Source organism: Acidovorax sp. BL-A-41-H1 (assembly GCF_051942715.1).
The window spans coordinates 130,825-155,361 of record NZ_JBPVJQ010000008.1 but is presented as its reverse complement, the minus strand read 5'-3'; the positions used below and the strand labels follow the sequence as shown (position 1 = coordinate 155,361).

Here is a 24,537-nt window from a genome sequence, read left to right as displayed (position 1 = left end):
GAGGCTGTAGTCAGATGCCGGGGCCGGTGTCCAGCGGCACCCGCAGCCCCGTCTTCATGCATTCCAGCGCCACCGAGGTCCGAAACCAGCGCACGTTGTCGTCGCCTTCAAACAGGCGCCGCGTCAGCGCCTGGTAGTCGGTCATCGAGGCCACCGTCACCACCAGCAGGTAGTCCGCCTCGCCCGTCACGCTGTAGCACTGCTGCACGGCCGCTTCGGCGGCGATGCGGGCGCGCAGCGGGGCGGTGCGGTCGGGGCGTTCGTTCTCCAGGTGCACCTCCACGATGATGGTCAGGGGCTTGCCGACCTTTTCCGGGTCGAGCACGGCCACGTTGGCGCGGATCACGCCGGTGTTCTGCAGCCGCTGGACGCGCCTCTGCACGGCCGGGGCCGAGAGGTTCACGGCCTGGGCGATCACGCGCTGGGGCGTGGTGTTGTCGGTCTGCAGGATGTCCAGGATGGCGAGGTCGAAGCGGTCGAGTACGGCGGGTGCGGTCATGCGAAACCTCGTGGGAGGGCGAGAACGGGCGAGTGAAAATTGCGTTTGACCCCTCAAATCAGAGTCAAAAACACGGCGTGAGCGAACTATATTTTTGCGCATGCCAGTTTCTTTCTCTACCTCTGCGGTGTTCCACCGTTTTCTCCCTTTTCTTGCCGTGCTCGGCTCCGTCACCGCGCTGGGCATTGGCACATCCTGGGCCAAGCACTGGCTGTTTCCGGCCGTAGGGGCGCAGGGCACCACGGCGCTGCGGGTGGGGTTCTCGGCGCTGCTGGTGCTGTTGCTGTGGCGGCCCTGGCGCTGGCACCTGAGCCGGGCCGATGCGAAGTCGGTGGTGCTGTACGGCGCGGCCCTGGGCGGCATGAACCTGATGTTCTACATGTCGCTGCGCACGTTGCCCTTTGGCCTGGCCGTGGCCATCGAGTTTGCGGGGCCGCTGGCCGTGGCCATCTGGTCGTCGCGCCGCGCAGTGGATTTTGTCTGGGTGCTGCTGGCCATCGCGGGGCTGGGGCTGCTGCTGCCGCTGGGACTCAACGGCAGCATGCTGGACCCGGTGGGCGTGGCCTATGCATTGGGCGCGGCGGTGTTCTGGGCGCTGTACATCGTGTTTGGCAAACGCGCGGGGCATTTGCACGCGGGGCATTCGGTGTCGCTGGGCCTGTTGGTGGCGGCACTGGTGGTGGTGCCGGTGGGCGTGGAGCATGCGGGCGCGGCGCTGCTCTCGCCCAGCCTGTTGCTGATTGGCGTGGCGGTGGCAGCGGTGTCCAGCGCAGTGCCGATTTCGCTGGAGATGATGGCCCTGAAGCGCCTGCCCAAGGAGGCCTTCGGCATCATGATCAGCATGGAACCCGCCGTGGCCGCGCTGGTCGCCATGGTGCTGCTGGGCGAGCATCTGAGCGCGGTGCAGTGGTTGGCCATTGGCTGCATCATGGCCGCCTCGATGGGCAGCGCGCTCACAGCGCGTGCGCCCGCAGCGCCAGGGGCGGCGCCGCAACCGGCCTGAGCACTGGCGCAGACGCAGCGCCTTGCGCGCTGTTCCGGCCTACTTGGCGGGCGGCGCGCCGCGCAGGTTGTCGATCATGCCCTCCAGCCGCTCCACCTCCTGGTGCATCTTGGCGTCGGCACCCACGCGGCTTTCCACTGCGCGCACCAACGGCATGATGAGCTGGCGGTAGGTGACAGATAGGGACAGCAGCGCGTCCACCATGCGTTGGCTCTGGGCCTGGTCGCTGTGGGCGTGCAGGGTTTGGGTGCTGGTCTGCAGGGCCTGCAGCGCCTGGGCCGTGGCGTCCAGGCTGGCGCGCATCTGGGCCTGGGTCTGGGTGGTGCCTTGTTGCAGGTGCTGGGCCAGTTCGGCCAGGCTAGCCAGCGCAGGCTCGATGCGGGCCAGTGCTGCAGCCTGCGCTTGTTGCGCGGGCGTGGGCTGGGCCAGGTGCTGCGCAATCGCGAGCAGGGGCTGGGCGACATGTTGGGTGATGTGCTGCGTGAGCTGCTCGGTGGCCTTGCGGGGCTGCAGGGCTTCCACGCTGCGGGCAATGTCCAGCAGCCCGCGCGTCACGCGCACGCTCGGGTCGTCCTCGGCGCCACCCATCTTGCGCTGGCGCTGGTAGTCGCCCCGGATCTGGTCCCAGCGTTCCTGTTCTTCGGGGGTGGGGCGGCCAATCAGTTGCGCCAGTTGCAGCAGGTTCTCTTCCGCGCCGGTGGTCAGCGTTTGCGCTTCGCCCCGGTAGTGGTCGCGCAGCAGGGCGTCCAGCTCATCGTCCTGCATCAGCGGCGTGACCTGCGGCGCCAGGCGCGACATGTTGCGGTAGCTGCCTTGCAGGCGAAACGGCGGCGCCTCGCGGTAGCGGTCGTCCTGCGCGGCCGAGGCGATGTAGGCCAGGTTCACCTTCAGCAGCACATCGCGCACCTTGAACAGGCGCTGCAGCAGGCCCTTGAGTTCCTGCAGCTCCACCGCGCTGTAGGGGTGGGCAAAGCTGTTGGTGTCGATGGCCTCGCCCTGTGCCATGCGCACCAGCAGGTGCACGTCCTGCGGCTCGCGCGCAGCCAGGGGCTGGGTCACGGGGTGGGCGGTCAGGCTGTTTTCGATGTACGACAGCGCAAACACCGCCTCGCGGCCCGAGAGGACGTCGCCCAGGTTGTAGATGTCGGCGCGGTTGGCCAGCATGTCGGGGATGCGGAAAACGTCGCCCGATTCGGTGTAGGGGTTGCCTGCCATCACGATGGCAAAGCGCTTGCCGCGCATGTCCCAGGTGCGCGGCTGGTCCTGCCACACGCCTTCGATGCGGCGGGTGCCGTCGGCCAGCGCGATGAACTTCTGCAGGAACTCGGGGTGCGTGTGCTGGATGTCGTCCAGGTACAGCATCACGTTGCTGCCCATGGCCAGGCCCAGGTTGAGCTTTTCCAGCTCTTGCCGCGCCGCGCTGTTGGGCGCGGTGCTGGGGTCGATGCTGGTCACGCCGTGGCCCAGGGCGGGGCAGTTGATGCGCACAAACACCAGGCCCAGGCGGTTGGCCACATATTCCATCAGCGTGGTCTTGCCGTAGCCGGGCGGCGAGATCAGCAGCAGCATGCCCATGCGGTCGGTGCGTGCGCTGTCGCCTGCGGCGCCCAGTTGCTTGGCCAGGTTGTTGCCCACCAGCGGCAGGTACACCTCGTCGATGAGCCGGTTGCGCACAAAGGTGGCCAGCGGCTTGGCCTGGAACTGCGCCAGGTGCAGGCGCGCTTTTTCTTGCATCAGCAGCTCGTGCCGCAGGGCCTGCAGCTGCGTGAAGCCACGCACCGAGTGGCTGCGGTGGTGGCGCACGCGGCGGCGGAAGTCGTTGAGATTGAACGCCAGTGCACCGTGCTGGATGCGCGCGTGTTCGCTGCGCAGCCCGGCCACTTGCGCATCCAGCGTGGTGTTGATGCGGCGGCGTGTGCCCTGAAAAGTGAGCGCCGTGGCCGCGTCGTCAATCCAGGCCAGGCCCGGTGTGGTGCTATCGGCCGTGGCTTGTGTGGCCGCAAATGCACGCAGCCAGCCGCGCGCCAGGCGCCAGCGTTCCAGCGGCTCGGCCGCATTCAGATCGCGCTGCCAGGCGCTGGCCAGACCGCCATGGTCCAGCGCGCGCTGCAGGGCTTGCACCAGGTCGGCGCCGGTGTTGCTGATGACCCACTGGGGTGTGACGGGGGACAGCTCAGCGGTGCCGATCTCGGTCTGCGCCAGTTCACGCACCAGGTACGCACCGGCCTCTTCCACCAGGGTGCGCAGCAGGGCCTCGTCGCTTGCATCTTCCGCGTTGCCGGTACTCAGTGCCTGGGCCAGTTCGGGCAGCCATTCCGCGGTCAGCACGGGGTGCTGCTCCACAAACTGGCGCAGGCCTTGCGCAGCTTCGGCCTCCAGCGTGTCGCGCAGGTGGGTCTTTGAAAACAGCTGGGCAATGTGCTGCGCGCTGCGGGCGCGGCGCGCCAGGGAGTGGCGGCTTTCCTCGCGCAAGCCCAGGTGCCAGTAGAGCTTGGCGAGTGCGCGCTCGGCCGGGCCATACACCAGCAGGCCAGCCGCGTCCTGGATGGGCGCCAGCACCCGCACGATGGCCAGGGCGTCATCGTCGTGGATGCCGCGCTGGTAGCCCTCCTGGTAGCGGCTGGCGGCAAAGCGGCGCAGCGAATCCAGCAGCACGGCGGGCGGGGCGGTGGGCTCGGTGCCATCGGTGCTGGCGTGCTCGGCCAGCTGCACCAGCAACTCGCTCCAGCCGGGCTCGGCCTCGCCGCGCTGCTGGGCCTCCAGCCACTCAGCAGCCAGGTATTCGGCGCGCGCCACTTGCGGCGTTTCAGACACCAGCGCCTGCTGCCAGAAGGGGCGCAACGCCTGCAGCCGCGCATCGTGTGCGGGGGCTAGGTAGTCGGTGCCGGTGATCTGCCAGGCCAGGCCGTCACCGTGGGCGACCAGGGTGAGGTCCAGCGGCTGCTTGTTGATGGTGAAGGTATGGCTGCCCAGCTTCAGGCCGCCCTCGGCGCCGGCCGACAGCTCCCGCTGGTCGCGCACCGCACGCACGGCCTGGTCGCGTGCGGTCTTCAGGCGCGTGTCGATGTCATCGGCCACCACGGCCGCGCCCAGGCGGCGCAGCTCGGCCACCTGCTCGCGCAGCTTGGCCAGCATGGGGTCGGATGCAAAGTAGCTGTGCACCTGGGCCAGCTCGTTGAAACCGGCGATGCGGCGCGGCACACCATCCAGCACGCGTGTGGCCGCATCGGCCAGCGCCTTGGCGCGGCGCTGCTGTGCATCCACCAGGCCCTGGCGGCGGGCCGACAGGGCCTCGTACACGCTCTCGCGCTGGGTGGCAATATCGGCCAGAAACTCTTCCTGCTCGGCAAAGCGGCCTTCGATGTCTTCCAACTGCGCGAGCAGGCGCGTCAGCGCTTCATCGCACTTTTCGGGCGTGTCCGACAGCTCCAGCGCGTTCTCCACGGCCTGGCCGAACAGCTTGAACTGCGCGCCAAACTCGGCGCGCTGCTCGGCCGCTCCCAGGTTACGTCGGCGTGCGCGGGCATCGGCGCGCAGGCGGTTGATGTCGGCGTATAGCAGCGCAATGCGGTCGAGGATGGTGGTGCGCTGCACCGCATCGCCGCCGGGCAGGCTGCCCAACTGCTCGCTGAGCAAATCGAGGCTGGCGGCTTCGGAATCCAGCGTGGTCAGGTGTTCTGCCAATTGGCTGGCTGTGGTGGCCTGGGGCAGGGCGGTGGCCACCTTGGTCAGGGCCTGGCGCTGGCCGTCAAAGGCTTTTTCGTCGGACAGGAACTGCAGCGCGCGCTCGCCCACACGCTGCTGCTCGGCCGTCAGTTGCGCGGCCATGGCGTCAATGGTGGCCAGATCGGCATAGCGCAGCTCGCGCAGCAGGTGCAGCTCGCCCTGGCGCTGGCGCAGGCGGTTCAATGCCTCCACAAAGTCACTGGGGCTGCGCCACAGTTGGCTGGCAATGGCGGTCATCAGCTCGCGCTGCTGGCCTTCGGCCTTTTGCAGGGCGCGGGCCGTGTCCTGGCGAATGCTCTCGACTTTTTCAAACTCGCCCAGCGTGGCCTGGGCGGCCTGCTCGATGCCACCCAGGTCGGCGGCTGCGTTCTGTACCTCGCCCGCGTCCAGCCAGAAGTAGGCGTCGCGTGCGCGCTGGCACTGGCGGATCAGGTCTTCGTACGCGGTGCGTGTGGGCACTTGCTCGCGCACCATGCGGGCAATGCCCAGCAGGTCCGAGATGCCGCGCACCAGGTCGGCATTGCCCACGCGGCCAAAGAAGCCCGTGCCTGCGGGCTGGCGGCTGGCATGTTCTTCGGTCGCAAACGGTGTGCGCCACAGCTGCATGGGGTGCACGCGCGTGGCTTCGCCGCGCGCGGCCTGGAACACCAGCATGCGCCCATCGGGGAAGGTGCTGTACCCGTCGGCCAGGATGGGCGGCGCGAGCGACTTTTCGATGAGGTTGTAGGTGAAGATGGCGTAGCAGCCCGCATCCAGCGTGGCCGGGCTGCCCTGGGGTGGTGGCACGGTGCCGTAGAAGATGTAGGCCACGTCCTCGCCGTTGGGCGAGCGCTTCATGCGCGTGAAGCGCAGCTGCTCGGTCAGCTCGGGCGGCAGGTCAAAACGCTTGGTCTCGCCCGACTGCAGGTAGTACCCGCCGGGGAAGATGATGCCGTGGTCCTCCGGCAGCTGCATGCACGACGCACCAATCGCGTCGATGCGCACCACCTGCTGCGTGCGCTGGTTGAACACCAGGTAGCGCGTGGTGCTCTCGCGGTAAGGGCGCACCTGCAGCAGGATCAACAGGCCCAGCTTGGCATACGCAAACTCGGCATCGCCCAGCGCCTGGTTGGCGTCGTCCACGGGCTCTTCGTAGATGCCCAGGCCGGTCTCGGTGTTGTTCTCGACCTTGACGGTGAGCGTGCCGCCCACCGTTTCAACAAACACCGTGTCCAGCACATTGATGTGCGGGTGGGCACCGCCCACATGGTGCTCGCGCGTCAGCGGCGTCCAGCTGAAGTCGTGGCTGGGCGGCGGCGTCAGGTCGCGCTCGCCCCGGTTGTCCACGTACTTCAGCGAGCCATCGCTCTCGCGCCGCCAGCGGAACACGCGGATGTCCTGCGCCTGCTGCCCGATCTGGAAGGCCGCCAGCAGAAACTCCGGCGTGGGCCGCAGCAGCTGCAGCGTGGCCTGCTTGTAATAGGTGTACAGCTCGTTGAAGTCGGCCACAAAACGTGGGTCGTCCAGAAAGCTGCCCACCATGGACACCTGCACCAGTTCATCGCTCTCGGGCGCGCCGTTGGCATCGTGGTGCGCCATCTCGTACAGCGCAAACACATCCTCAACTCGCGTCTCGCGCTTCAGCCCCATGAACACGTTGTAGCCAAACAGCAGCCGGTTGCCGCCGATGTAGGCCAGGTCGCGCGCCACGCAATTGTGCTCGGTGCGCGCACGCAGCCGCATCAGCAGCTGCTGGTCACGCTGGCCGAACTGTTCAATGCGTGCCGCATTCAGCGCCTGGGCCTTGGACAGCAGCTGGTCGCCCTGGGCTTCCAGGCGCTTTTTCAGCAGCTCGTAGCTGCTGCTTTCGGCCACGCTGGTGTCGATGGCGGCGTCTTGCGTGTCGGACTTGGAGGTCATGGCGGAACTTCGTTAAAAAGGCGCTGTGGCGCTGATCCAATGAGCGCTATGCGCTACCAAATTTGTATGCGTTGAGAAGCAAGGCGGCTACAAAATGAATGGCTTGCCTTCTCTCATCGCGGTCGCCAGCCACGGCATTAGTTCTTGCGCGTTGTTAGCGATTTTTTCGAACACTGGCAATTCCTCATGGCTCCAGAAGTAGACGGCGCCATACTCTCCGGTCCCGCCGTCGCATCGCACCAGAAAGCCATCTGGCGTGTGTGTATCACCTAGGATGGGAGCCATGCGTTCGGGATCAATGCCGCTTGCGTGGATGTGTTTCCAGATCTCCGCATGAAAGTCTGGGCTGCTTTTCGCGTGCAAGTTGAGCCACCCCATGAAGTCGGTGTGCCATTCGTTGCTTTGTTGCAGGTTGAAAAGACGGTATTCGTACTCGTCCGTTTCCACGCTTCCCCTCAGATGCGTACTCTGGCCGCTGGAGACCCAGGACAGGAAGTCCTGCGGCAGATTCGGATACCGTGCCCTCCATGCGGCCTGCTCTGTGTCGGCGAGGAGAGGGCTATCGTGATAGCGTAAAACGACACTGGCGCGGCGCTTTTTCTCTTTGGTCTGCGCTTCCTCGGACTGCGCGCGCATGTAGGCTCGATAGCCTTCCGTCTCGGTGACTTCCGGCATGGGACCAATGCCGCGATGATTCAGGGCGTATATCGGCCAAACCTCCTCGTTGCGATCCATAGCCACCAGGGCGCGAATCTGCAGTTCACGCAAGTCGCTGTCCCAGCAATTTGCGGAAATTCCGTATTCGACGATTTCCAGCGCAGCTTGGTACTGCCGCTGCTGTAACCGATGTGTCGCTAAAGTCGCGCATGCGCTGGACACTTGAGAGCCTGCGGTGCTGTAGTCGCCGAAGTAGTAGCAAACATATCTGTTCGGGTACTCATGCAACGACTCCATCTTGCGATAGATGTCAACGATGACTTCTGCATGCTGAACTGCCTGTTGTGCATGCACTTGTGCCAGCGCGCCCCCAGCATCGGTGGCCCAGTTTGCATAAAGACGGCGCAGCACGGTGTGGTGAAACATGCAGTCTGAAGGCTCAACGACGGAGTTGAGAAGGGTCTGGGCAATCTCGTAGTCTCCCAGCTCCACCCGCAACATGGCTTCGTCGAGCAAGAGTTCAGTGGCCGTCTTGCGCCGACCTTGCGGCTCCAAGAAGTACTCGGGAAATAGACCGTTGTTGTTGTCGAACAGCGGAATTGCCCCAGGGTTTGCGGCAATCCAGTCCAGATACTTCTGCACAACGATGCGGTCGCCGTCCGGCTGCGTCAGCCGAAGCACTTCGCCGCTGGGAAAAATAGTGGGGCTCGGAGCTTTTTTAGGTACGCAGCTTGAGATTCGGAAAGAAGCGGCGCCGTTAGCACCATAGGGAGCGATCGAGAGCTGGACAAGCATTGGCGGGTTGTGGCCGGGCAATTGCCAAGTGGATTTGAAGGTCATGCAGCTATCCAGTTCGAATTTCAGGCAAAGGTTGATACGCGTTGCCCGTCGTCTAATTTCAATTTCTCTGTGACGACGCTGCCGCTTCGGGCGCCTGCAGCAGCGCCAGGAGTTCGTCACGGTGCGGCTGCTCGGCCAGCCAGCGGCGGATGCGCAGCACCTCGTCCACGCAGGTGTCGCCGTGGCGCTGGCGCAGGGCCTGCATGCGGGTGGCTTGCAGCCGTTCGGCCTGCAAGCGGCGCTGGCCGCCGTCGGAGAGCAGGGTGTCCAGCTGCAGGGCCAGGCCGCGCTGCACCAGGGCCTGCCATTCGCAGGGGTCCAGCCACACCAGCTGGCAGGGGCCGCAGCGGTCCACGCGGAAGGCTTCGGCGGCGTCCACGGGCAGGCGTTCCATGAGGCGGGTACACGCGGGGCAGGCACGGGCGCGGCCATGGTCTGCGGCGGTGTCGGTGACTGTGGAGACATGCGCAGCGCTCAGCTCGGGAGCGCGGCTGCGCCAGCGGCGCCAGTCATCCATGTTCAGCAGCACTGCGCCACAGTCGGGGCAGGCGGCTGCGGGCAGGCCGTCCTCCAGCGCCACGTTTTTCAGCAGGGAGCGGTGGGTGCAGCTGCAGTGCAGGCGGGTGGTCATGGGTGTGATTTGCTATTGAAATATGAGCTGCTGGCGCTTTATTTCATTGGCTTTCAGGTGAAAGTTTCCTGAAAGCCTTGTGTATCAAGCGCCAGACGCTATGGTTTTTGCTTACTTGCGAAAGCTCTGTGCCAGTTGCTGCAAGGCCTGCTTCTGGCTGTCTGTGCCGGTCTGCATCACCCGCGCGATCAGGGCCGAGACGCTCAGGTTCTGCAGCTCACTGGCCGATCCGCCCGCCGCGCCCAGAATCTGTTTGACGTCTTCGACCACGTCGCGCTCGCCGCTCAGTTGGTCCTTGAAGGCCACCTGCAGCGTGTTGCTCTTGTTCACGGCCGCGTCGATGCCCTTGCCCACCGACAGCGCGCGCACAAAGCTGTCGAAGTAATCGCCCTGGCCGCCAACGATGTCGATGCGCGCGTTCTTCAGCGCCACGCCTAGCACTTCGGCCTGTTCCTTGGCGATGTGTTGTTGCGCCTCGATGTGCTTGAGCGTTTCAAGATGCGCGCGCTCCAGGCGCATGCGGTATTCCTCGTGCTCGCGGGTCTCGGGGCTCATGGCCTTCATGGCCTCGAACTTTTCCTTCAGGCCGCGCGCTTCGGCGTTGAACTTCACGTCGATGTTGTGCGCCTCGGCGTCGCCCATCTTGGCCAGGGCTTCGGCGTCCACGGTGCGCACCAGGGCTTCGGCCTGGCCGACCTTTTCCTTGCCTGCAGCCTCGGCTTCCATGCGGGCACGCAGGCCCATGGCGTCGGCGTGTGCCTGGGCTTCGGTCACCTGGGCTTCGGCACGGCCAATCTTTTCCTTGCCGCTGGCTTCGGCTTCCATGGTGGCCAGCTTGGCGCTGGCGCTGGCCATCTGCACTTTGGCTTCCGCCAGACCGGGCGCGGCGGTCAGCGCTTCAATGCCTTCGGCATCGCGCTTCTTGGCTTCTGCGTCACGTTCGGCGACCTTCAGGCGGGCGTCGGCCAGCACCAGGTCTTCGGCGGCCTTGTGGCGGGCCTTGCGTTCCTGCGCCTCGGCGGTCTTCACTTCCATGATGACCTTCTCTTCGGCTGCGGCCTCGGCGCCAATCACGATGGACTTGCGCGTGCGGTCGGCCTCTGCCACTTCCCGCACTTCCTTGATGGCTTCTTCCTGCTCGGCCACCGTGCGTTCGACCACGATGCGCTCGCGCACCACGTCGGCGATGGCCTTCTTTTGCACTTCCACGGCCTTGTCTTTTTCAATGCGCTGCAGCGTCACTTCCTTCTCGCGCGCCACCACTTCCAGCTCTTGCGCACGGGTTACGCGTTCCTGTTCGATCACCACGGCGCGTTTGCGGTTGTTCTCGGCCACTTCCTTTTCGCGCAGCACGTTTTCCTGCTGCACGGCCAGTTGCTGCTCAGACTGCAGGCGCGCCATTTCGGAGCGGGTGCGCTCCTCGGCCTGGATCTTGGAGGTTTCGGCTTCTTCGCGGGCCTTCACGGTGGCCACTTCTCGGGCCTGGCGCGCGGTGGCGTCGGCCTGCTGGCGTTCCAGCTCCAGCAGGGCTTCCTGTGTCTCCACATTTTTCTTCTTGATCTGCATTTCCTCGTTGCGGCGCAGCTCGTTGGTCACCACGTGTTCTACGGCCGTGAGCTGGGTGATCTTCTTGATACCTTGCGCGTCGAGGATGTTGTTGGCATCGAGCTTGGACAGCGGGGTTTGTTCCAGGTAGTCGATGGCAGCGTCTTCCAGCACATAGCCCGACAGGTCATCGCCAATCTGCTCGATGATCTTGTCGCGGAAGCGGTCGCGCGCCTGGTACAGATCCACAAAGTCCAGCGACTTGCCCACCGTCTTGAGCGCCTCGGAGAACTTGGCCGAGAACAGGTCTTCCAGAATCTCATGGTTGGAGGCGCGTGCGCAGCCAATGCCCTGGGCCACGCGCAGCACGTCTTCGGCCGTCTTGTTCACGCGCACGAAGAACTTCACCTTGATGTCGGCGCGGATGTTGTCCGCGCAGATCAGCCCCTGGTCCCCCGAGCGGTCGATCTCGATGGTCTTGACCGAGATGTCCATCAGCTCGGCTTTGTGAATGATGGGGTAGACCATGCGGCCGGTGAAGGTGACTTCGGGTTCGGAGCGCAGGGTGTTGATGATGAGCGCGTGGCCTTGCTCCACCTTGCGGTAGAACTTCGCGAACATGGCGAACATCGCCAGGATCAGGAAGACAAGAACGCCAACGGCAATCAGGATGACCATGAAGGATTGCTGCATGAGAACACTTTCTGCTGAAAGGGTGGAACTGAAGAGAACAGTGAAAAACGGAAAACAGGGCAACCGGCGTCTTGCGCTGCCCAGGTGCCAGGAATGGGCTCGGTCACTCGGGTGGGAGGGGCATCACCAGGTACCGGTGGGCGCCCGCGTCGTATTCGGTGATCAGGGCGGTGTCGCCGCGCTTGAGTGTGTTGGGGCTGGGTGACCACACGCGGACATTGATGCTGGCGCCGCGCTGGGCCACTTCGGCCCGGCCTTGGCGCTCGTCCACCACGCCGGTCAGCACCTTGCAGGTCTGGCCCACCAGCGAGGCATTGCTTTGCGCCGTGTGGTGCACAAACAGGCCCCGCAGCGGCCGCACGATGCGCGCCGTGATCACCAGCGACAGCGCGGCAGACACGGCGAGGATGGCCAGACCCGCCACCCAGCGCAGGATGTCGGTAGGGATCCACGCCTGCAGCGTGACGGCGGCAAGGCACGACAGCGTCCAGCCCACCAGCACCAGCAGGCTCACCACGATGGAGAACGGAACGCCGCTCAGGCCGAAGGCCACCACGTAGCTGGCGATGGCGCCCAGGTCGTCGGCGCTGGCGTCGGCGTGGGCTTCGATGTCCAGGTCAATGCCGCTGGATTCGAAATCCACCATGCCCACGATGGCCAGCAGCCAATACACCAGCACCACGCCCAGCAGCACGGTGTAGATGGCGGTCGGAAAACTGGTGGCCGCCGCGATGAGATTGGCAAACATGAAATTCCCTCCTGTTCCTCGTATGTTGTGTCTGTGTCGAGGACTGTTTGATGAAATCCGCGCCCGGTTCAGGGCCCGCTTTTTCCTTTTTCCTTGCGTGGCTGGGGGGGGTGTTCCGCGGTTTTGATGTCGCTCCCCTTGGCGGGCTTGCCGGGCCGCGCTGCCTGCGAGGGGGCGGCGGGCACCTGCTCCACAAAAGCGATCAGCTCGCGCGTGGCGGCCTCTTTGATGCCCAGGCGGTCGTCGGGTGCCAGGCCATAGCGCCCGGCGAGCAGCGTGTAGTCACCCGTGTCCAGCGTCACGGTCAGGCGCGGGCGCTTGGGGCGCGCGGCCACGGGCAGTTTCAGCACACTGCGGATCTGGGTGGAGGTGGACACATTGGCGTGGAAGGCCGCGACCCGGATAGCTTCCATCACCGCCTCTTCCACATCAAAGGCGACCTGCACGGCGCGCAGGGCGGGCTCGGAGCCCTGCCAACGCACCGGCTTGCGCGGTGCTGCGGGGCTCATGGTGCGGCGGGGGGCGTGGTGGTGGTTGTTCCGGTGGCAGCGGCCGCTGCCGCCTGCCGCGCCTTCAATCGCTCCATCACCTGCGCAGCGCGCACCTTGTCGCTGTCGCCAATGCCTGCGTCGGCCAGTTTGCGCTCCAGCGCGCGGTGGCCAAACTCCTGGTCCAGCTGCTCGGCGGCGGCCATGCGGTCGGCCAGGTCTTCGTGGCGCTTCTTGATGCGCTCCAGCGAGTCGCGGGCGCTGGTCAGCTGCGAGCCGGTGGCGCCGATGCTCTCGGAGATGCTCTGCGTGGCACGGTACACGCTCTCGGTGGTCTTGGCGATGCCGATCTCGCGCTCGTGCTCGCGCACACGGGTCTCGGCCGCGCGGATCAGGTCCTTGAGGCGCGACACCTGCATGGCGTAGCTGGCGTGGGCCTGGGTCTGCGCGTTCAGTTCGGTTTCGAGCCCCGCCACCCGTTCGGCCACTTCCAGCGCCAGGCCTTCCTCGGCCTTGTTCAGCGCCTGCACAGCCAGGTCTTCATGGCGCAGCAGATCGGCCTTGATGCGCTCGATGTCGCGCGCCGTCTGCATCTGCTTGGCCATCACGCCGGTCAGCTCGGTCTTGGCCTCGGTGATGCTGTTTTTGGCGTCGATGATTTCTTGCTCATAGATGCGCGTGGCGTTGCCATCGACCACGCTCTGGCCCAGTTCACGGGCGCTGCCGCGCAGCAGGGTGACGAGTTTCTTGATGACCGACATGGTGTTCTCCTGTCAATGTCGAAAGAGCTTTGGGGAAGAAAGGTGGGCGGAATGCGCCGGGGCTCAGTGCAGGAATTCCGCCAGCGCGTCGAGTGCATCCAGCGCGTTGTCGCTGAGCACGGCCACTTCGTGCGCCACGTCTTCGGCGCGGGCCGCGCGGCTCAGGGCGCCCACCAGTACGAAGCGGCCATCCACGCGGCCAAAGGCCGACAGGGGCACGGAGGGGTTCAAATCGAGCAGCGCTTCCATCAGCTCGGCACGCCGTTCGGGCCGCACATCGGCGTCGGTCCACAGGTAGCACAGGCAGATCATCTGCATGTCCGAGCAGGTCACGAAGATGGGCAGCTCGTCGCGCCCTTCGATGCTCACCTGCACCACGGGCACATCACCCGCAATGGGCTGCAACTGCACAGCCACACCGCCCATGAGCGCCGAGGTCAGAACGTCCAGGTTGTTGAGTTGTTCCAGCAAAGTGGCCACGGCGTCTCCTTCATCCTGCGGGTGGGGCAGGCGGCCGGAGGAAGGTCCGTGTGCCTGCATGGATCAGGAGAATAGGGATGCAGACATATCATGTCAACATCATCATTTGTGACCAAATGCAAGTGCGGCGAAACGGGGCGCCAGGGATGGCCATCAGCACGTACCGCAGGATATGGGTGCGTGGTTTGCTATCAATTTAATAGCTATAAGCGCTTTATGGTCGCGCGGCAGGGCCGTTTTTTGTCAAGACTTTGGTCCCCTCGACAGGAATCGAACCTGTATCTAGCGCTTAGGAGGCACTCGTTCTATCCATTGAACTACGAGGAGACAAGCCGCCGCGCATTGTAGTGGCGCGCGGGGGCCCCTTTGGCCGCCGAAGCCTCAGTCGTACTTCACCGTATAGATGATGTCCACCGCGCTTTTCTCACCCGTCTGCCCGCGCAGCGTGAGGCGGCGGGAGAGGTCGTAGAAGATGTAGAGCGTGCCCAGTGTGCCCGACAGGCTGCGCTCGTACGTCACGTACAAATCCTTGGACAGGCGCTTGCCGAAGGTGAGGGCGGCGGTGCTGGCGTCGTCGCCCGGGGTGGCGCCGCGAAAACCGATTTCGTCCAGGCCCACGCGGCTGGCGATGTTGGCGGTGCCGGTGTTGCCGCCCTTGCGGCCGAGCAGGGCCAGGGCGGCTTGTTGCAGCACGGCGGCTTCGGCACCGCCTGCGGTGGCGTTGCGGCCCAGCACCACCCACGAGAGTTTTTCGGCGTCGGGCAGGTCGGGGTCGGAATAGAGCTTGACGCGGGGCGCCTGCGCGCTGCCCGTGACCTGTACGCCCGCGCGCACGCTGATGTTGGGGCGCAGCGCCAGGATGTCGAGCGAGGGGTTGTTGTAGGGGCCGTTGAAGCGGATCAGGCCTGTCTCCACGTCCAGCATCTGGCCCCAAGCGCGGTAGCGGCCTTCGTCGGTGCGCACCTCGCCGGTCACGCGCGGCGGGGCGCCGGGCACGGCGCTGCTGCGGATGTCCACCTCGCCCGTCAGCCGGGTGGTGATGCCATGGCCGCTGAGCGCAAAGTCGCGCCCCAGGTTGAGGGTGATGGCGATGTCGGGCGGCTTGGCGGTTTCTGTCTGGGCCGCTACCTGGTTGGCCTTGGCGGCGGCCTGGGCCTTGGCCTGGTCTTCGCGGTCTTTGGCGGCAGAGCGCACGACCACGTCGGAGCCCAGCGTGGGCGCGGTTTCATCGGGCAGGATGATGGTGGCGCGGTCGGTGGTGAGCTCGCCGCGCAGGCTGATCTGGCCCTGCTGCAACTGCGCCTGCAACTGGCCCGACACGCTGACCTGCCGGTCGGCGCGCACCAGCACCTGCAAGGCCTTGGCCTCTGCCTGCAGGGCCATGGTGATGCCCGACAGGCCGGTGGTTGCCGCAGCGCTGTCGCCCCAGCCCACGCTGCCGGTGGCGGTGAGCGTGCCGCCGTCTTGCGGCGCGGCAGTGCGATTACCGCTGAAGCCTGCAATGCGCGCGCCGCTGCCGCGCCCGCCCTGCAGGCGGAACTCGGTGATCTGCAACTGGTTGCCTTGCAGCGTGGCGCGCAGGCGGCCGCCCTGCAGGTCCACGCCATCGACCACGGAGCGCACGGCCATGTCGTCGGCGCCCAGCGTGCCGGCCCAACGCGGCGCATTGCGCGTGCCCGACAGGGTGGCGCTGGCGTCCAGCGTGCCGCGTACGCGCCAGCCGGGTGGCGCCAGGGCCGACCACACCCCCACGTCGGGCAGGCGCGCGCGCAGCGTGCCAGCCAGGGGCGCATCGGGCGCCCAGGCAGGGGCGGACCCTGGTGGAGCACTGGGCGTGAGGCGGGTGCTGACGCTGGCCTGCACCTCGCCAGCCCGATCGCTGGCCCAGGCCAGCTGGGCGCGCAGGGCTTCGCCGTCGATCTCCATGGTGACTTCGGCCTGGCGCACACCGGCGGCGGTGCCTGGTGCATTGGCCGATCCCGCAGGGCTGGCCGAAGCCTCGGTGGCGATCACGGTGGTGGCGCCAGCGCCCATGCCCTGTCCGCTGCTCTGCACAGCGGTGATGGCGGTGGCATCGCCCGCCAGGATGTGCAGGTCGCCACTGGCCCGGCGCAGGCTGGCACTGGCGCGCAGGGGGCCCTGGGTGGTGTCCACATTCCATTGCCCGTCCAGCACGATGCTGGTGGCCAGGCCCATGCGGGCCAGCAGCGGCTGTGTCGGGCGGCCTGCGGCAGAGGGGTTGTCGCCGAGGCCCAGGGCATCGACCCAGGCCATGGGCAGACTCAGCAGCGTGCCTTGGGTTTGCAGTTGCAGCGGGTTGGCACCGGTGGCCATGCGCAGGGGTTGCCACCGCAGCGTGGCGGTGCCGGGCAGGGGGCCAGTCAGGCGGGCCTGGCCTGCCGAGGCCTGCAAGGTGTAGCCCGCCGCTGGCGACGACGCACTGGGGCTAGAAGGGGCGCGCGTGGTGAGGGACAGGGGCTCGGCCAGTTGCAGCGTCCAGGGGCCGGGGCGGGCGGCATCTTGCGCCACCAGCCGCAGTGCGCTGATCTGCACCTGAGCGCGTGGTGCGCCTTGCGCGGGTGTGCCCAGCCCACCGGTGGCGCGGGTGTGCAGGACCAGCCGCTGCATCTGCCGGGGCTGGGATGCGTTCAGGCGCGCTTCGCCGTCCAGCACCAGCGTGGCCTGCGCCAGGGTGCCAGTGAGGTCGGCCTTGACAGCGCGCAGCTGCACGGCGGTGGCGCCGCCTGCTCCCTGGCCCGGAGGCAGGGACAGGTCCAGCTGCGGGGTGACGAGCGCGGCTTGCAGCTCGAAGGGGGTCTTGTCCGATGGTGGTTTATTGCCCGTGCTGGTGCCGCTGGCGGATTCCAGCTGCCGGGCCAGCGTTTGCCAGCCGCCTTTCCAGCGGGCGGTCAGTTGTGCGGCGCCCTGGGCGGTGGCGCCTTGCAGGGCCTGTTGCAGTGGAGTGCCCACCAGCGGCAGGCTGGCCAGCCAGCGCTGGGTCTGGCCCACATCGGTCCATTGCATGTGCAGGTCGCCCGCACCGGTCTGTGGGGCGATGCTGCCTTGTGCGCGTGCTGTGGCGCCCGGCACGGCCAACGTGACCTGGCCCTGGCCCGACAGATCGCCAGGGGCCACGCGCAGCTGGGTGGCTTCGACGCGGGCTTGCAACGCGTCCAGCAGCAGGCGCTCCAGCTGCAAGCTGCCACTGCGCTGGGTGGGCGAAGGCGGGTGCCAGCTGCCTTGGGCGGCGAGCGTGTTGATGCGCAGCAGCGGGGCGCGCTGGGTGGTTGATTTGCCCGATGCCACAACGCCAGAGCCGGTGGCCCGGATGTCTGCCGTAAAACGCACCACCTCGCCCTGCATCTGCGCTGCCACGCGGCCTGCCAGCGGGGCGGCCGCCCAGGCGGTGTGCAGGGCGTCGGGGCGCAGGTTACGCAGTTCGGCCTGGCCCTCCAGCGCGCCGGTGGCGGGGGTGTAGCTGCCGTGCAGGGTGACTGCGCCGGTGCCCGCATTCACCGTGGCGCCGGGCACCGTCCAGCGGGTGCCGTCGTACTTCGCGTCGGCCTGCAGCGTGGTGATGGGCAGGCGGGTGTGGTCCCACGGGCCTGCCAGTGCGTTGCGCAGTTGCGCCTGCAGGGCCCAGCCGGTGCTGCTGGTGGCCGCGCCTGGGGTGGGGCCAGCCTGCACGGTGCCATGCAGCTGCGTGGCCGGGGCCTGGGGCCAGAGGGCTGCGAGGTTGACGGCGCGCAGCGTGGCCTGGGCCGATTGCAGGGGCTGTGAGGCCCATGGGGCCAGCGTGGCCTGCACCTCGGCCTGCATGGGGGCGGCGGTGGCGGGCGGTGGCGGTGTGGCCTGGGTCTCTTGCGCGGTTGTGGGTTGGATGCGCGCCTGCAGTTGCAGCTGCGCCGCCGCCGTGGCCAGCGTGCCCTGCAGCGTGGCGTGTGCGCCCAGCTGGATGGCGGAAGTGCCGCCAGGCACGGTGGTGCGCACCGTGCCGTCCACGGTGGCGTTCAGCGCCAGGGGCGCCTGGGCCTGCAGCGTCAGCCGCGCGTTGTATTGGCCCTGGGCCAGCTCCACGCCGCCGATGTTCAGGCGGTGCTCAGTCCCATCAAAGTGATAGTCGCCCGCCAAGCCCCGGGCTTCCACGGCCGGTGCGCCTGCCCACTGCAACTGGTCCACGCGAAACGCCACGCCGATGTGCAAGGGCAGCACCAGCTCGGTGGGGGGCGTGGGGGGCTCAGCACTTTGCGGGCCGCCCAGTGGCGTGATCTGCACGCGTGTGGCCAGTACGTCGCCCAGCTCCAGCCTGCGCTGCAGCAAGGGCGCCAGCTGCCAGCCCAGGCGCAGGTCGGTCACTTCGACGGACAGGCTGGGGCTGCTCCAGCGCAGCCAGCCGATGCGCCCACCGCTGCGCAGCGAGCCGGTGACTTCGCGGCTTTCCAGTTGCTGCTCGGCGGGCAGGTACTGCGCGGCGCGGGCCAGCGAGGTGGCCAGCGACGTGCCGTTGCCCGCCCACCACCACAGGAGCGCGCTGGCCGTGAGCAGCAGGGCCACCAGCGCTACCAGCAGCCAGCCCAGGGCCCGCAGCGCGCGGTAGGCACCTGGTGGGCGCGGTGGGCGGGGGCGCTGGGCCGATGAGGACCCGGCGCTGAAGTCGGACGCACGGGCGCGCGGTGCGGGATGGGGCGGGGTGCTGCTCATCGCCATCAGAAGCTGAACCCCAGCCGCAGGTGCAGCCGCAGTTCCTGGGTCTTGATGCCATAGGCCAGGTCGGCCTGCAGGGGCCCCACGGGGCTGCGCCAACGCACGCCAGCCCCCACGCCCACGCGGGGGCTCAGGTCGCCCACCTTGTCGGCCACGGCGCCGGCATCAACAAACAGCGTGCTCTCCCAGTCGGTCATCTGGCCCTTGTAGACGATGGGGCGTTGCCATTCCACGCTGCCCACGGCCAGGTAGCGGCCACCGTAGAGCTGGCCGTTGTCGGTGCGCGCACCGATGCTGCGGTAGCCGTAGCCGCGCACCGTGGTGTCACCGCCGGTGATGAATAGCTGTGTCACAGGGATCTGCGCGCCATCGCGGGCGAGCACGGCCCCGGCCTCGGCCCGCAGGGCCAGCCGGGCGTTGCGGCCTGTGCCTGCATCGTCGGTCACGCGCCCGGCGGGCACGAAGGATTGCCAGCGCACCAGGGTGCGCACAAACGGGTCGCGCTCGGGCCGCAGCGTGGTGCCCAGGCCCAGCTCCACGGCGATCCCATGGCCGCGCGTGGGGGCGGTGAGGCTGTTGAAGTAGCGGCCTGTCCAGCCGTAGTTCACGCTGAGGGCCGTGCTGGTGTCAGACGGCGACTGCACGTTGGCGGCCAGCCCCTGGCTGTTGGCGTAGTCGTATTGCACAAAGTAGTTGCGGTCGATGTGCCGGGTGCTTTTGCTGCGGCCTGCGCGCAGGCGGCTGCTGTTCACGTCGTAGTCGCCGGTGGGTTCGCGCTGCAGCTCGCCGCCCGCAAACCAGCGCCAGCCCCGGTCGTCCGGCAGGTCGGTCCATTCGCTGCTGGCCTGCTGGGTCTCGCGGTCCACTGCGAGCTTGCTCACGGCGCGCCAGCCCAGGCCGGGCATCTGGTTGTGGATATGTTCCAGCGACAGGCGCGCGCCGCTGTCCGTCGAGAACCCTGGCCCGAACACCAGCTTTTGCACCTTGGCCTCGCGCACCTGGGCCACCACGCGCGCAGCCTGCGGGTCGGTGCCCTCGGTGTCGAGCGTGAGGAACACGGCGTCGTAGTAACCGCTGCTGGCCAGCCGCAGCTGGGCGTCCAGCATTTCGGCCTCGTCGTACACGGCGCCAGTGGGCAGGCGGGCCAGGCGCCGTGCGCCATCGGGGTCGTAGCGCTGGCTGCCCTCCACGCGCAGCGGCCCGAAGCGGTAGGCAGGGCCGGGTTCGTAGGTCACGCTGAGATGGGCTTCGTGTTTGTCGGCGTCGATCTCGGCCCGGCTTTTGTCAATGCGGGCGGTGGGGTGGCGGCGCGCCTGCAGCTGGCGCAGGCCATCGTTCTTGGCCGCGTCCCAGGCAGACTGGGTGAAGGGCTGGCCGGGTGCCAGTGACCAGTTGCGCTGCACGCGCTGCTGCTGGCGGGTGCTGGCGTCCGGGGGCTGATTGCCTGTGGCTTCGGCGGCTGCCGTGCGGCCGGGGCTGAAGAGCACTTCTGCGCGGGCCACCTGGGTCTGCGGGCCGGGTTCCACGGTGACGACCACGGCGCGTGGTGCGGTGGGGCTGTCGGGCGTTTCGGTCAGCTCCACGGTGATGGTGGGCGCAAAGTAACCCATCGTGCCCAGCAGCTCGCGGGCATTGGCGTCGGCGGCGCCCAGCAGGCGCTGCAGCTCGTTGGCATGCAGGTCGGGCAGGTGGCGAAAGCGCTGCAGCTCCAGGTGGCGTTCCAGGGTGTCTTGCACAGTGGCCGGTGCGCGCACCCGCAGGTCGAACGCAGGTGTGGCGGATTCGGCAATGGCTGCGGTGGAGGCCTCCTGGTGGTCGTCGCCTTTCTCACTGCGTGGCAGCAGGCTGCACCCGCTCAGGCACAGCGCGCCGATAAGCAGCAACGCCGACCATGGGGCCGGCGTTGGGGGATTGGCGCAGGAGCGCAGGACGCGAAAGGGCACGGCTACAAAGGATGGGGTTGGACGGTGGGGGCTCGCTGTTTAAAACCAGCCCGCCGCCACTATGCACTGAAAAGCATCCCGCCCGTGTCAGACAGCGGCGCGCAATGGGCTCTTTGTGCCGCCAACCGCTGTGCTTACTTCGACAGCAGCCGCATGGTTTCTTCCAGCCCCTTGAGCGACAGCGGGTACATGCGATTGCCCAGCAGCTGCTGGATGATGCTGATGCTCTGGCGGTATTGCCACACGCCCTGGGGCTCGGGGTTGATCCATGCGTGTTTGGGAAACGCGTGGGTCAGGCGCTGGATCCACTCGGCGCCCGCTTCCTCGTTGTTGTATTCCACACTGCCGCCGGGCTGCAGGATCTCGTACGGGCTCATGGTCGCGTCGCCCACAAAGATCAGCTTGTAGTCGCGGTTGTACTTGCGGATGATGTCCCAGGTGGGGAACTTCTCGGCGAAGCGGCGGCGGTTGTTCTTCCACATGAAGTCGTACACGCAGTTGTGGAAGTAGTAGAACTCCAGGTGCTTGAACTCCGACTTCACCGCGCTGAAGAGTTCTTCCACGCGCTGGATGTGTTCGTCCATGGTGCCGCCCACGTCCATCAGCAGCAGCACCTTCACGTTGTTGTGGCGCTCGGGCACCATCTTGATGTCCAGGTAGCCCGCGTTGGCGGCCGTGCTGCGGATGGTGTCGGGCAGGTCCAGCTCCAGTTCATGCCCCTCGCGCGCAAACTTGCGCAGGCGGCGCAGCGCCACCTTGATGTTGCGCGTGCCCAGCTCCTGTTGGTCGTCGTAGTCCTTGTAGGCGCGCTGCTCCCACACCTTCACGGCGCTCTTGTTCTTGCCCGCGCCGCCAATGCGCACGCCCTGCGGGTTGTAGCCGCCGTGGCCAAACGGGCTGGTGCCGCCCGTGCCGATCCACTTGCTGCCGCCTTCGTGGCGCTCCTTTTGTTCTTCGAGGCGCTTCTTCAGCGTCTCCATCAGCTCGTCCCAGCCCATCTTCTCGATGGCGGCCTTTTGCTCGGGCGTGAGCTCGTTTTCCAGGATCTTGCGCAGCCAATCGGCCGGGATTTCCTTGGTGAAATCGGCCACCATCTCCACGCCCTTGAAGTAGGCGCCGAAGGCCCGGTCGAACTTGTCGTAGTGCTTCTCGTCCTTGACCAGCGTGAGGCGCGAGAGGTTGTAGAAATCGTCCAGGCTCCACGCGTCGTCCGACTTGGGGCCCACCACACCGGCCTGCAGGGCTTCGAGCAGGGTGAGGTATTCCTTGACCGACACGGGCAGCTTGGCCGAGCGCAGGGTGTAGAAGAAGTCGATCAGCATGTTTTTGGCTCCTTGCGCTCGTCAGGCGGGCGTGTTGCGCTCCAAAAGGTATAGCAATTGGGCGCGCGCCTCAGGCCACTCGCCCGCGCGCATGCTGTACATCACCGTGTCACGGATGGTGCCGTCGCGGCGCAGCGCGTGGCCACGGATCACACCGTCTTTTTTGGCGCCCAGGCGCTCGATGGCCTTTTGGGATGCGAAGTTGTAGTTGTCGGTGCGCCAGCCCACCACATTGCAGCCCAGGGTGTCGAAGGCGTGGCCCATCATCAATAGCTTGCAGGTGGTGTTGATATGGCTGCGCTGCACGCTCTGGCGGTACCAGGTGTAGCCAATCTCCACCCGGCGCGCGGCGGGCAGGATGTCGTGGTAGCTGGTGCTGCCCAGCACGGCGTTGGTGGCCTCATCGACCACGGCGAATGCAAAGCGGTCACGTGTGGCCAGGGCGGTTTCGATGTAGGCGCGGGTGTCCTGGGGCTCGGGCACCGAGGTCACGCGCAGCTTCCATAGCTCGCCGTCGGCGGCGGCCAGTCGCAGGCCTTCCTCGTGCGAAAGGGCCAGGGGCTCCAGGCGCACACCCCGGTCGCGCAGGGTGATGGGTTCTACAAAAGCCATGGCTGTTGCTCCGGACGCTGCCTCAGTCCTTGGCGGGCTTGCTGCGGCGGCTGGCCTGCCAGCGTTTGGCGGCATGCAGGCCCAGGCCACCGCCCAACCCGACCAGGGCAATGCCCAGCAGAGCCGGGGTGCCATAGCCTGGGGCAAAGATGTCCATGCCAAGCCACTGGCCCAGCCAGAAGCCAGCCAGTGCGCCGCCGACAAAACCGACGGCGTCAGAGATGCCGTCTGCGAGAGACGGGGTATTGGGGGCGCTCATGGTGCGGCTTGTCCGAAAAATCAGCGGTTCCGCTGGTTCATGAACACCAGCTTTTCAAACAGGCTCACGTCCTGCTCGTTCTTGAGCAGCGCACCCACCAGCGGGGGCACGGCCACCTTGTTGTCCGCGCTTTGCAGGGCCGTGAGCGGGATGTCTTCGGCCACCAGCAGCTTGAGCCAGTCGATCAGTTCGCTGGTCGAAGGCTTCTTTTTCAGGCCGGGCAGATTGCGCACGTCATAGAACGTCTTCATCGCCACGCTGAGCAGCTCGCTCTTGAGTGTGGGGAAATGCACGTTGATGATCTGCCGCATGGTTTCGGCTTCGGGGAACTTGATGAAGTGGAAGAAGCAGCGGCGCAGGAAGGCGTCGGGCAGTTCTTTTTCGTTGTTGGAGGTGATGAACACCAGCGGGCGGTGCTTGGCCTTGATGAGTTCACGCGTCTCGTAGCAGTAGAACTCCATGCGGTCGATCTCGCGCAGCAGGTCGTTCGGGAACTCGATGTCGGCCTTGTCGATCTCGTCGATCAGCAGCGCCACGGGGCGGTCGGCCGTGAAGGCCTGCCACAGCACGCCCTGCACGATGTAGTTGCGGATGTTCTTCACGCGCTCGGCGCTGTCGCCATCGTTGAGCTGGCTGTCGCGCAGGCGGCTCACGGCGTCGTATTCATACAGGCCCTGCTGGGCCTTGGTGGTGGACTTGATGTGCCACTGCAGCAGCGGCATATCGAGCGCCTGGGCCACTTCCTCGGCCAGCATCGTCTTGCCCGTGCCGGGCTCGCCCTTGATCAGCAGCGGCCGTTGCAGCGTGATGGCAGCGTTCACGGCGAGCATCAGGTCTTGGGTGGCGACGTAGTTCTGGGAGCCTTGGAATTTCATGGGGGAAAACACCGGATCGTTGATGAATGGGCTTGACAGGGCGCTGGCTATAATCAACGGCTGATCAGAGCCCAGAGCTGAACTTCCACGAGATTGTGCGCGCAAAATGAACAAAACGCTGACCACGCTATTTGCCCTGGCTGTCGCTTCCGTGACCGCCGTCTCCCATGCCCAGGAAGCCAAAGGCGACGTGGAAGCCGGCAAGCAAAAAATTGCCATGTGCATCGGCTGCCACGGCATCGTTGGCTACCAGGCCAGCTTTCCCGAGATCCACAAGGTGCCCATGATCTCGGGCCAAAGCGCCAAGTTCATCACCGCAGCCCTGGTGGCCTATCAGAAGGGCGAGCGCAAGCACCCCACCATGCGCGGCATCGCTGAATCGCTGTCCGAGAAGGACATCGCCGATGTGTCGGCCTACTACGAACAACATGGCAAGACCGGTGCCGAGCTGCCCGCCAAGCCCGGCCGCGAGCCCAGCGTGCAAGTGGCCGAGCTGCTCAAGAAGGGCGCTTGTGTCTCCTGCCACGGCGACAACTTCGCCAAGCCCATCGATCCTTCCTACCCCAAGATCGCGGGCCAGCACGCCGACTACCTCTTTGTAGCCCTCAAGTCCTACAAGGTCGAGAAGAACGCCAATGTGGGCCGCAACAACGCCATCATGGGTGGCGTGGCCAAGCAGTTCACCAATGCCGAGCTGAAGGCCCTGGCCAACTACATCAGCAGCGTCGATGGCGACCTGCACGTGGTGCCCCAGTCGCGTTTCCGCTGATACGGCCAATTGGTCCACGCACCCCAAAGCCCGCCTTGGCGGGCTTTTTTCATGGGGGTGCGGGCGCAGGCGCCCCTCACCGG

At 66.5% G+C, this 24,537-nt stretch carries 17 protein-coding genes and 1 tRNA gene; 2 read left to right on the top strand and 16 right to left on the bottom strand.

All coding sequences use genetic code 11. From position 1 onward, the window contains the following. Positions 1-10 precede the first annotated feature (10 nt). The gene (locus ACTPOI_RS22905) at positions 11-499 is read right to left on the bottom strand and encodes an Lrp/AsnC family transcriptional regulator (protein ID WP_440113193.1); all 489 of its coding nucleotides are present in this window, start codon (positions 497-499) and stop codon (positions 11-13) included. A 100-nt stretch (positions 500-599) separates the two neighbouring features. Between ACTPOI_RS22905 and ACTPOI_RS22900 the strand changes: the two genes are divergently transcribed. Continuing rightward, positions 600-1,502, top strand: a complete 903-nt coding sequence (locus ACTPOI_RS22900; RefSeq protein ID WP_440113190.1) for an EamA family transporter — start codon at positions 600-602, stop codon at positions 1,500-1,502. A 39-nt stretch (positions 1,503-1,541) separates the two neighbouring features. Here ACTPOI_RS22900 and ACTPOI_RS22895 read toward each other — a convergent pair whose 3' ends face one another. From ACTPOI_RS22895 to ACTPOI_RS22825, 15 genes are all read right to left on the bottom strand, one after another. Further along, positions 1,542-7,127: a DNA repair ATPase gene (locus ACTPOI_RS22895; protein WP_440113187.1), complete on the bottom strand. Its 5,586-nt coding sequence runs from the start codon at positions 7,125-7,127 to the stop codon at positions 1,542-1,544. A gap of 87 nt (positions 7,128-7,214) precedes the next feature. Beyond that, complete coding sequence (locus ACTPOI_RS22890) at positions 7,215-8,624, bottom strand: hypothetical protein (RefSeq protein ID WP_440113185.1); 1,410 nt, start codon at positions 8,622-8,624, stop codon at positions 7,215-7,217. A 58-nt stretch (positions 8,625-8,682) separates the two neighbouring features. Further along, positions 8,683-9,255 (bottom strand): zf-TFIIB domain-containing protein, encoded by a 573-nt coding sequence (locus ACTPOI_RS22885; protein WP_440113182.1) that lies wholly within the window; start codon positions 9,253-9,255, stop codon positions 8,683-8,685. A 111-nt stretch (positions 9,256-9,366) separates the two neighbouring features. After that, positions 9,367-11,493 (bottom strand): hypothetical protein, encoded by a 2,127-nt coding sequence (locus ACTPOI_RS22880; RefSeq protein WP_440113179.1) that lies wholly within the window; start codon positions 11,491-11,493, stop codon positions 9,367-9,369. 103 nt (positions 11,494-11,596) lie between these two features. Then, a complete protein-coding gene (locus tag ACTPOI_RS22875; protein WP_252659094.1) occupies positions 11,597-12,241 on the bottom strand; it encodes an OB-fold-containig protein in 645 nt (214 codons plus the stop codon). 68 nt (positions 12,242-12,309) lie between these two features. Then, the gene (locus tag ACTPOI_RS22870; RefSeq protein ID WP_440113176.1) at positions 12,310-12,750 is read right to left on the bottom strand and encodes a hypothetical protein; all 441 of its coding nucleotides are present in this window, start codon (positions 12,748-12,750) and stop codon (positions 12,310-12,312) included. Next, complete coding sequence (locus ACTPOI_RS22865) at positions 12,747-13,490, bottom strand: PspA/IM30 family protein (protein ID WP_252659096.1); 744 nt, start codon at positions 13,488-13,490, stop codon at positions 12,747-12,749. The genes ACTPOI_RS22870 and ACTPOI_RS22865 overlap by 4 nt, the downstream gene beginning before the upstream one ends. 63 nt (positions 13,491-13,553) lie before the next feature. Continuing rightward, the gene (locus ACTPOI_RS22860) at positions 13,554-14,030 is read right to left on the bottom strand and encodes a YjfI family protein (protein WP_440113173.1); all 477 of its coding nucleotides are present in this window, start codon (positions 14,028-14,030) and stop codon (positions 13,554-13,556) included. 192 nt (positions 14,031-14,222) lie between these two features. Further along, positions 14,223-14,297, bottom strand: a tRNA-Arg gene (locus ACTPOI_RS22855). 54 nt (positions 14,298-14,351) lie between these two features. Continuing rightward, complete coding sequence (locus ACTPOI_RS22850; protein WP_440113171.1) at positions 14,352-18,671, bottom strand: translocation/assembly module TamB domain-containing protein; 4,320 nt, start codon at positions 18,669-18,671, stop codon at positions 14,352-14,354. 5 nt (positions 18,672-18,676) lie between these two features. Next, positions 18,677-20,617, bottom strand: coding sequence for an autotransporter assembly complex protein TamA (locus ACTPOI_RS22845; RefSeq protein WP_440113169.1), 1,941 nt, complete (start codon positions 20,615-20,617; stop codon positions 18,677-18,679). Positions 20,618-20,751: 134 nt separating this feature from the next. Further along, a complete protein-coding gene (locus tag ACTPOI_RS22840) occupies positions 20,752-21,939 on the bottom strand; it encodes a vWA domain-containing protein (RefSeq protein WP_094291382.1) in 1,188 nt (395 codons plus the stop codon). Positions 21,940-21,960: 21 nt separating this feature from the next. Further along, positions 21,961-22,551, bottom strand: a complete 591-nt coding sequence (locus ACTPOI_RS22835; RefSeq protein WP_440113167.1) for a GNAT family N-acetyltransferase — start codon at positions 22,549-22,551, stop codon at positions 21,961-21,963. 22 nt (positions 22,552-22,573) lie between these two features. Next, on the bottom strand, positions 22,574-22,810 hold the full coding sequence (locus ACTPOI_RS22830; protein WP_094291380.1) for a hypothetical protein: 237 nt from the start codon (positions 22,808-22,810) through the stop codon (positions 22,574-22,576). A gap of 20 nt (positions 22,811-22,830) precedes the next feature. Next, on the bottom strand, positions 22,831-23,685 hold the full coding sequence (locus tag ACTPOI_RS22825) for an AAA family ATPase (protein WP_440113164.1): 855 nt from the start codon (positions 23,683-23,685) through the stop codon (positions 22,831-22,833). Positions 23,686-23,791: 106 nt separating this feature from the next. Here ACTPOI_RS22825 and ACTPOI_RS22820 point away from each other — a divergent pair, with 106 nt between their 5' ends. Further along, a complete protein-coding gene (locus ACTPOI_RS22820; protein WP_094291379.1) occupies positions 23,792-24,454 on the top strand; it encodes a c-type cytochrome in 663 nt (220 codons plus the stop codon). Positions 24,455-24,537: the final 83 nt, after the last annotated feature.

Coding starts and splice junctions, on each gene's coding strand:
- ACTPOI_RS22905 (WP_440113193.1), bottom strand. CDS start 499: ATGACCGCACCCGCCGTACTCGACCGCTTCGACCTCGCCATCCTGGAC.
- ACTPOI_RS22900 (WP_440113190.1), top strand. CDS start 600: ATGCCAGTTTCTTTCTCTACCTCTGCGGTGTTCCACCGTTTTCTCCCT.
- ACTPOI_RS22895 (WP_440113187.1), bottom strand. CDS start 7,127: ATGACCTCCAAGTCCGACACGCAAGACGCCGCCATCGACACCAGCGTG.
- ACTPOI_RS22890 (WP_440113185.1), bottom strand. CDS start 8,624: ATGACCTTCAAATCCACTTGGCAATTGCCCGGCCACAACCCGCCAATG.
- ACTPOI_RS22885 (WP_440113182.1), bottom strand. CDS start 9,255: ATGACCACCCGCCTGCACTGCAGCTGCACCCACCGCTCCCTGCTGAAA.
- ACTPOI_RS22880 (WP_440113179.1), bottom strand. CDS start 11,493: ATGCAGCAATCCTTCATGGTCATCCTGATTGCCGTTGGCGTTCTTGTC.
- ACTPOI_RS22875 (WP_252659094.1), bottom strand. CDS start 12,241: ATGTTTGCCAATCTCATCGCGGCGGCCACCAGTTTTCCGACCGCCATC.
- ACTPOI_RS22870 (WP_440113176.1), bottom strand. CDS start 12,750: ATGAGCCCCGCAGCACCGCGCAAGCCGGTGCGTTGGCAGGGCTCCGAG.
- ACTPOI_RS22865 (WP_252659096.1), bottom strand. CDS start 13,490: ATGTCGGTCATCAAGAAACTCGTCACCCTGCTGCGCGGCAGCGCCCGT.
- ACTPOI_RS22860 (WP_440113173.1), bottom strand. CDS start 14,030: ATGCAGGCACACGGACCTTCCTCCGGCCGCCTGCCCCACCCGCAGGAT.
- ACTPOI_RS22850 (WP_440113171.1), bottom strand. CDS start 18,671: ATGAGCAGCACCCCGCCCCATCCCGCACCGCGCGCCCGTGCGTCCGAC.
- ACTPOI_RS22840 (WP_094291382.1), bottom strand. CDS start 21,939: ATGCTGATCGACTTCTTCTACACCCTGCGCTCGGCCAAGCTGCCCGTG.
- ACTPOI_RS22835 (WP_440113167.1), bottom strand. CDS start 22,551: ATGGCTTTTGTAGAACCCATCACCCTGCGCGACCGGGGTGTGCGCCTG.
- ACTPOI_RS22830 (WP_094291380.1), bottom strand. CDS start 22,810: ATGAGCGCCCCCAATACCCCGTCTCTCGCAGACGGCATCTCTGACGCC.
- ACTPOI_RS22825 (WP_440113164.1), bottom strand. CDS start 23,685: ATGAAATTCCAAGGCTCCCAGAACTACGTCGCCACCCAAGACCTGATG.
- ACTPOI_RS22820 (WP_094291379.1), top strand. CDS start 23,792: ATGAACAAAACGCTGACCACGCTATTTGCCCTGGCTGTCGCTTCCGTG.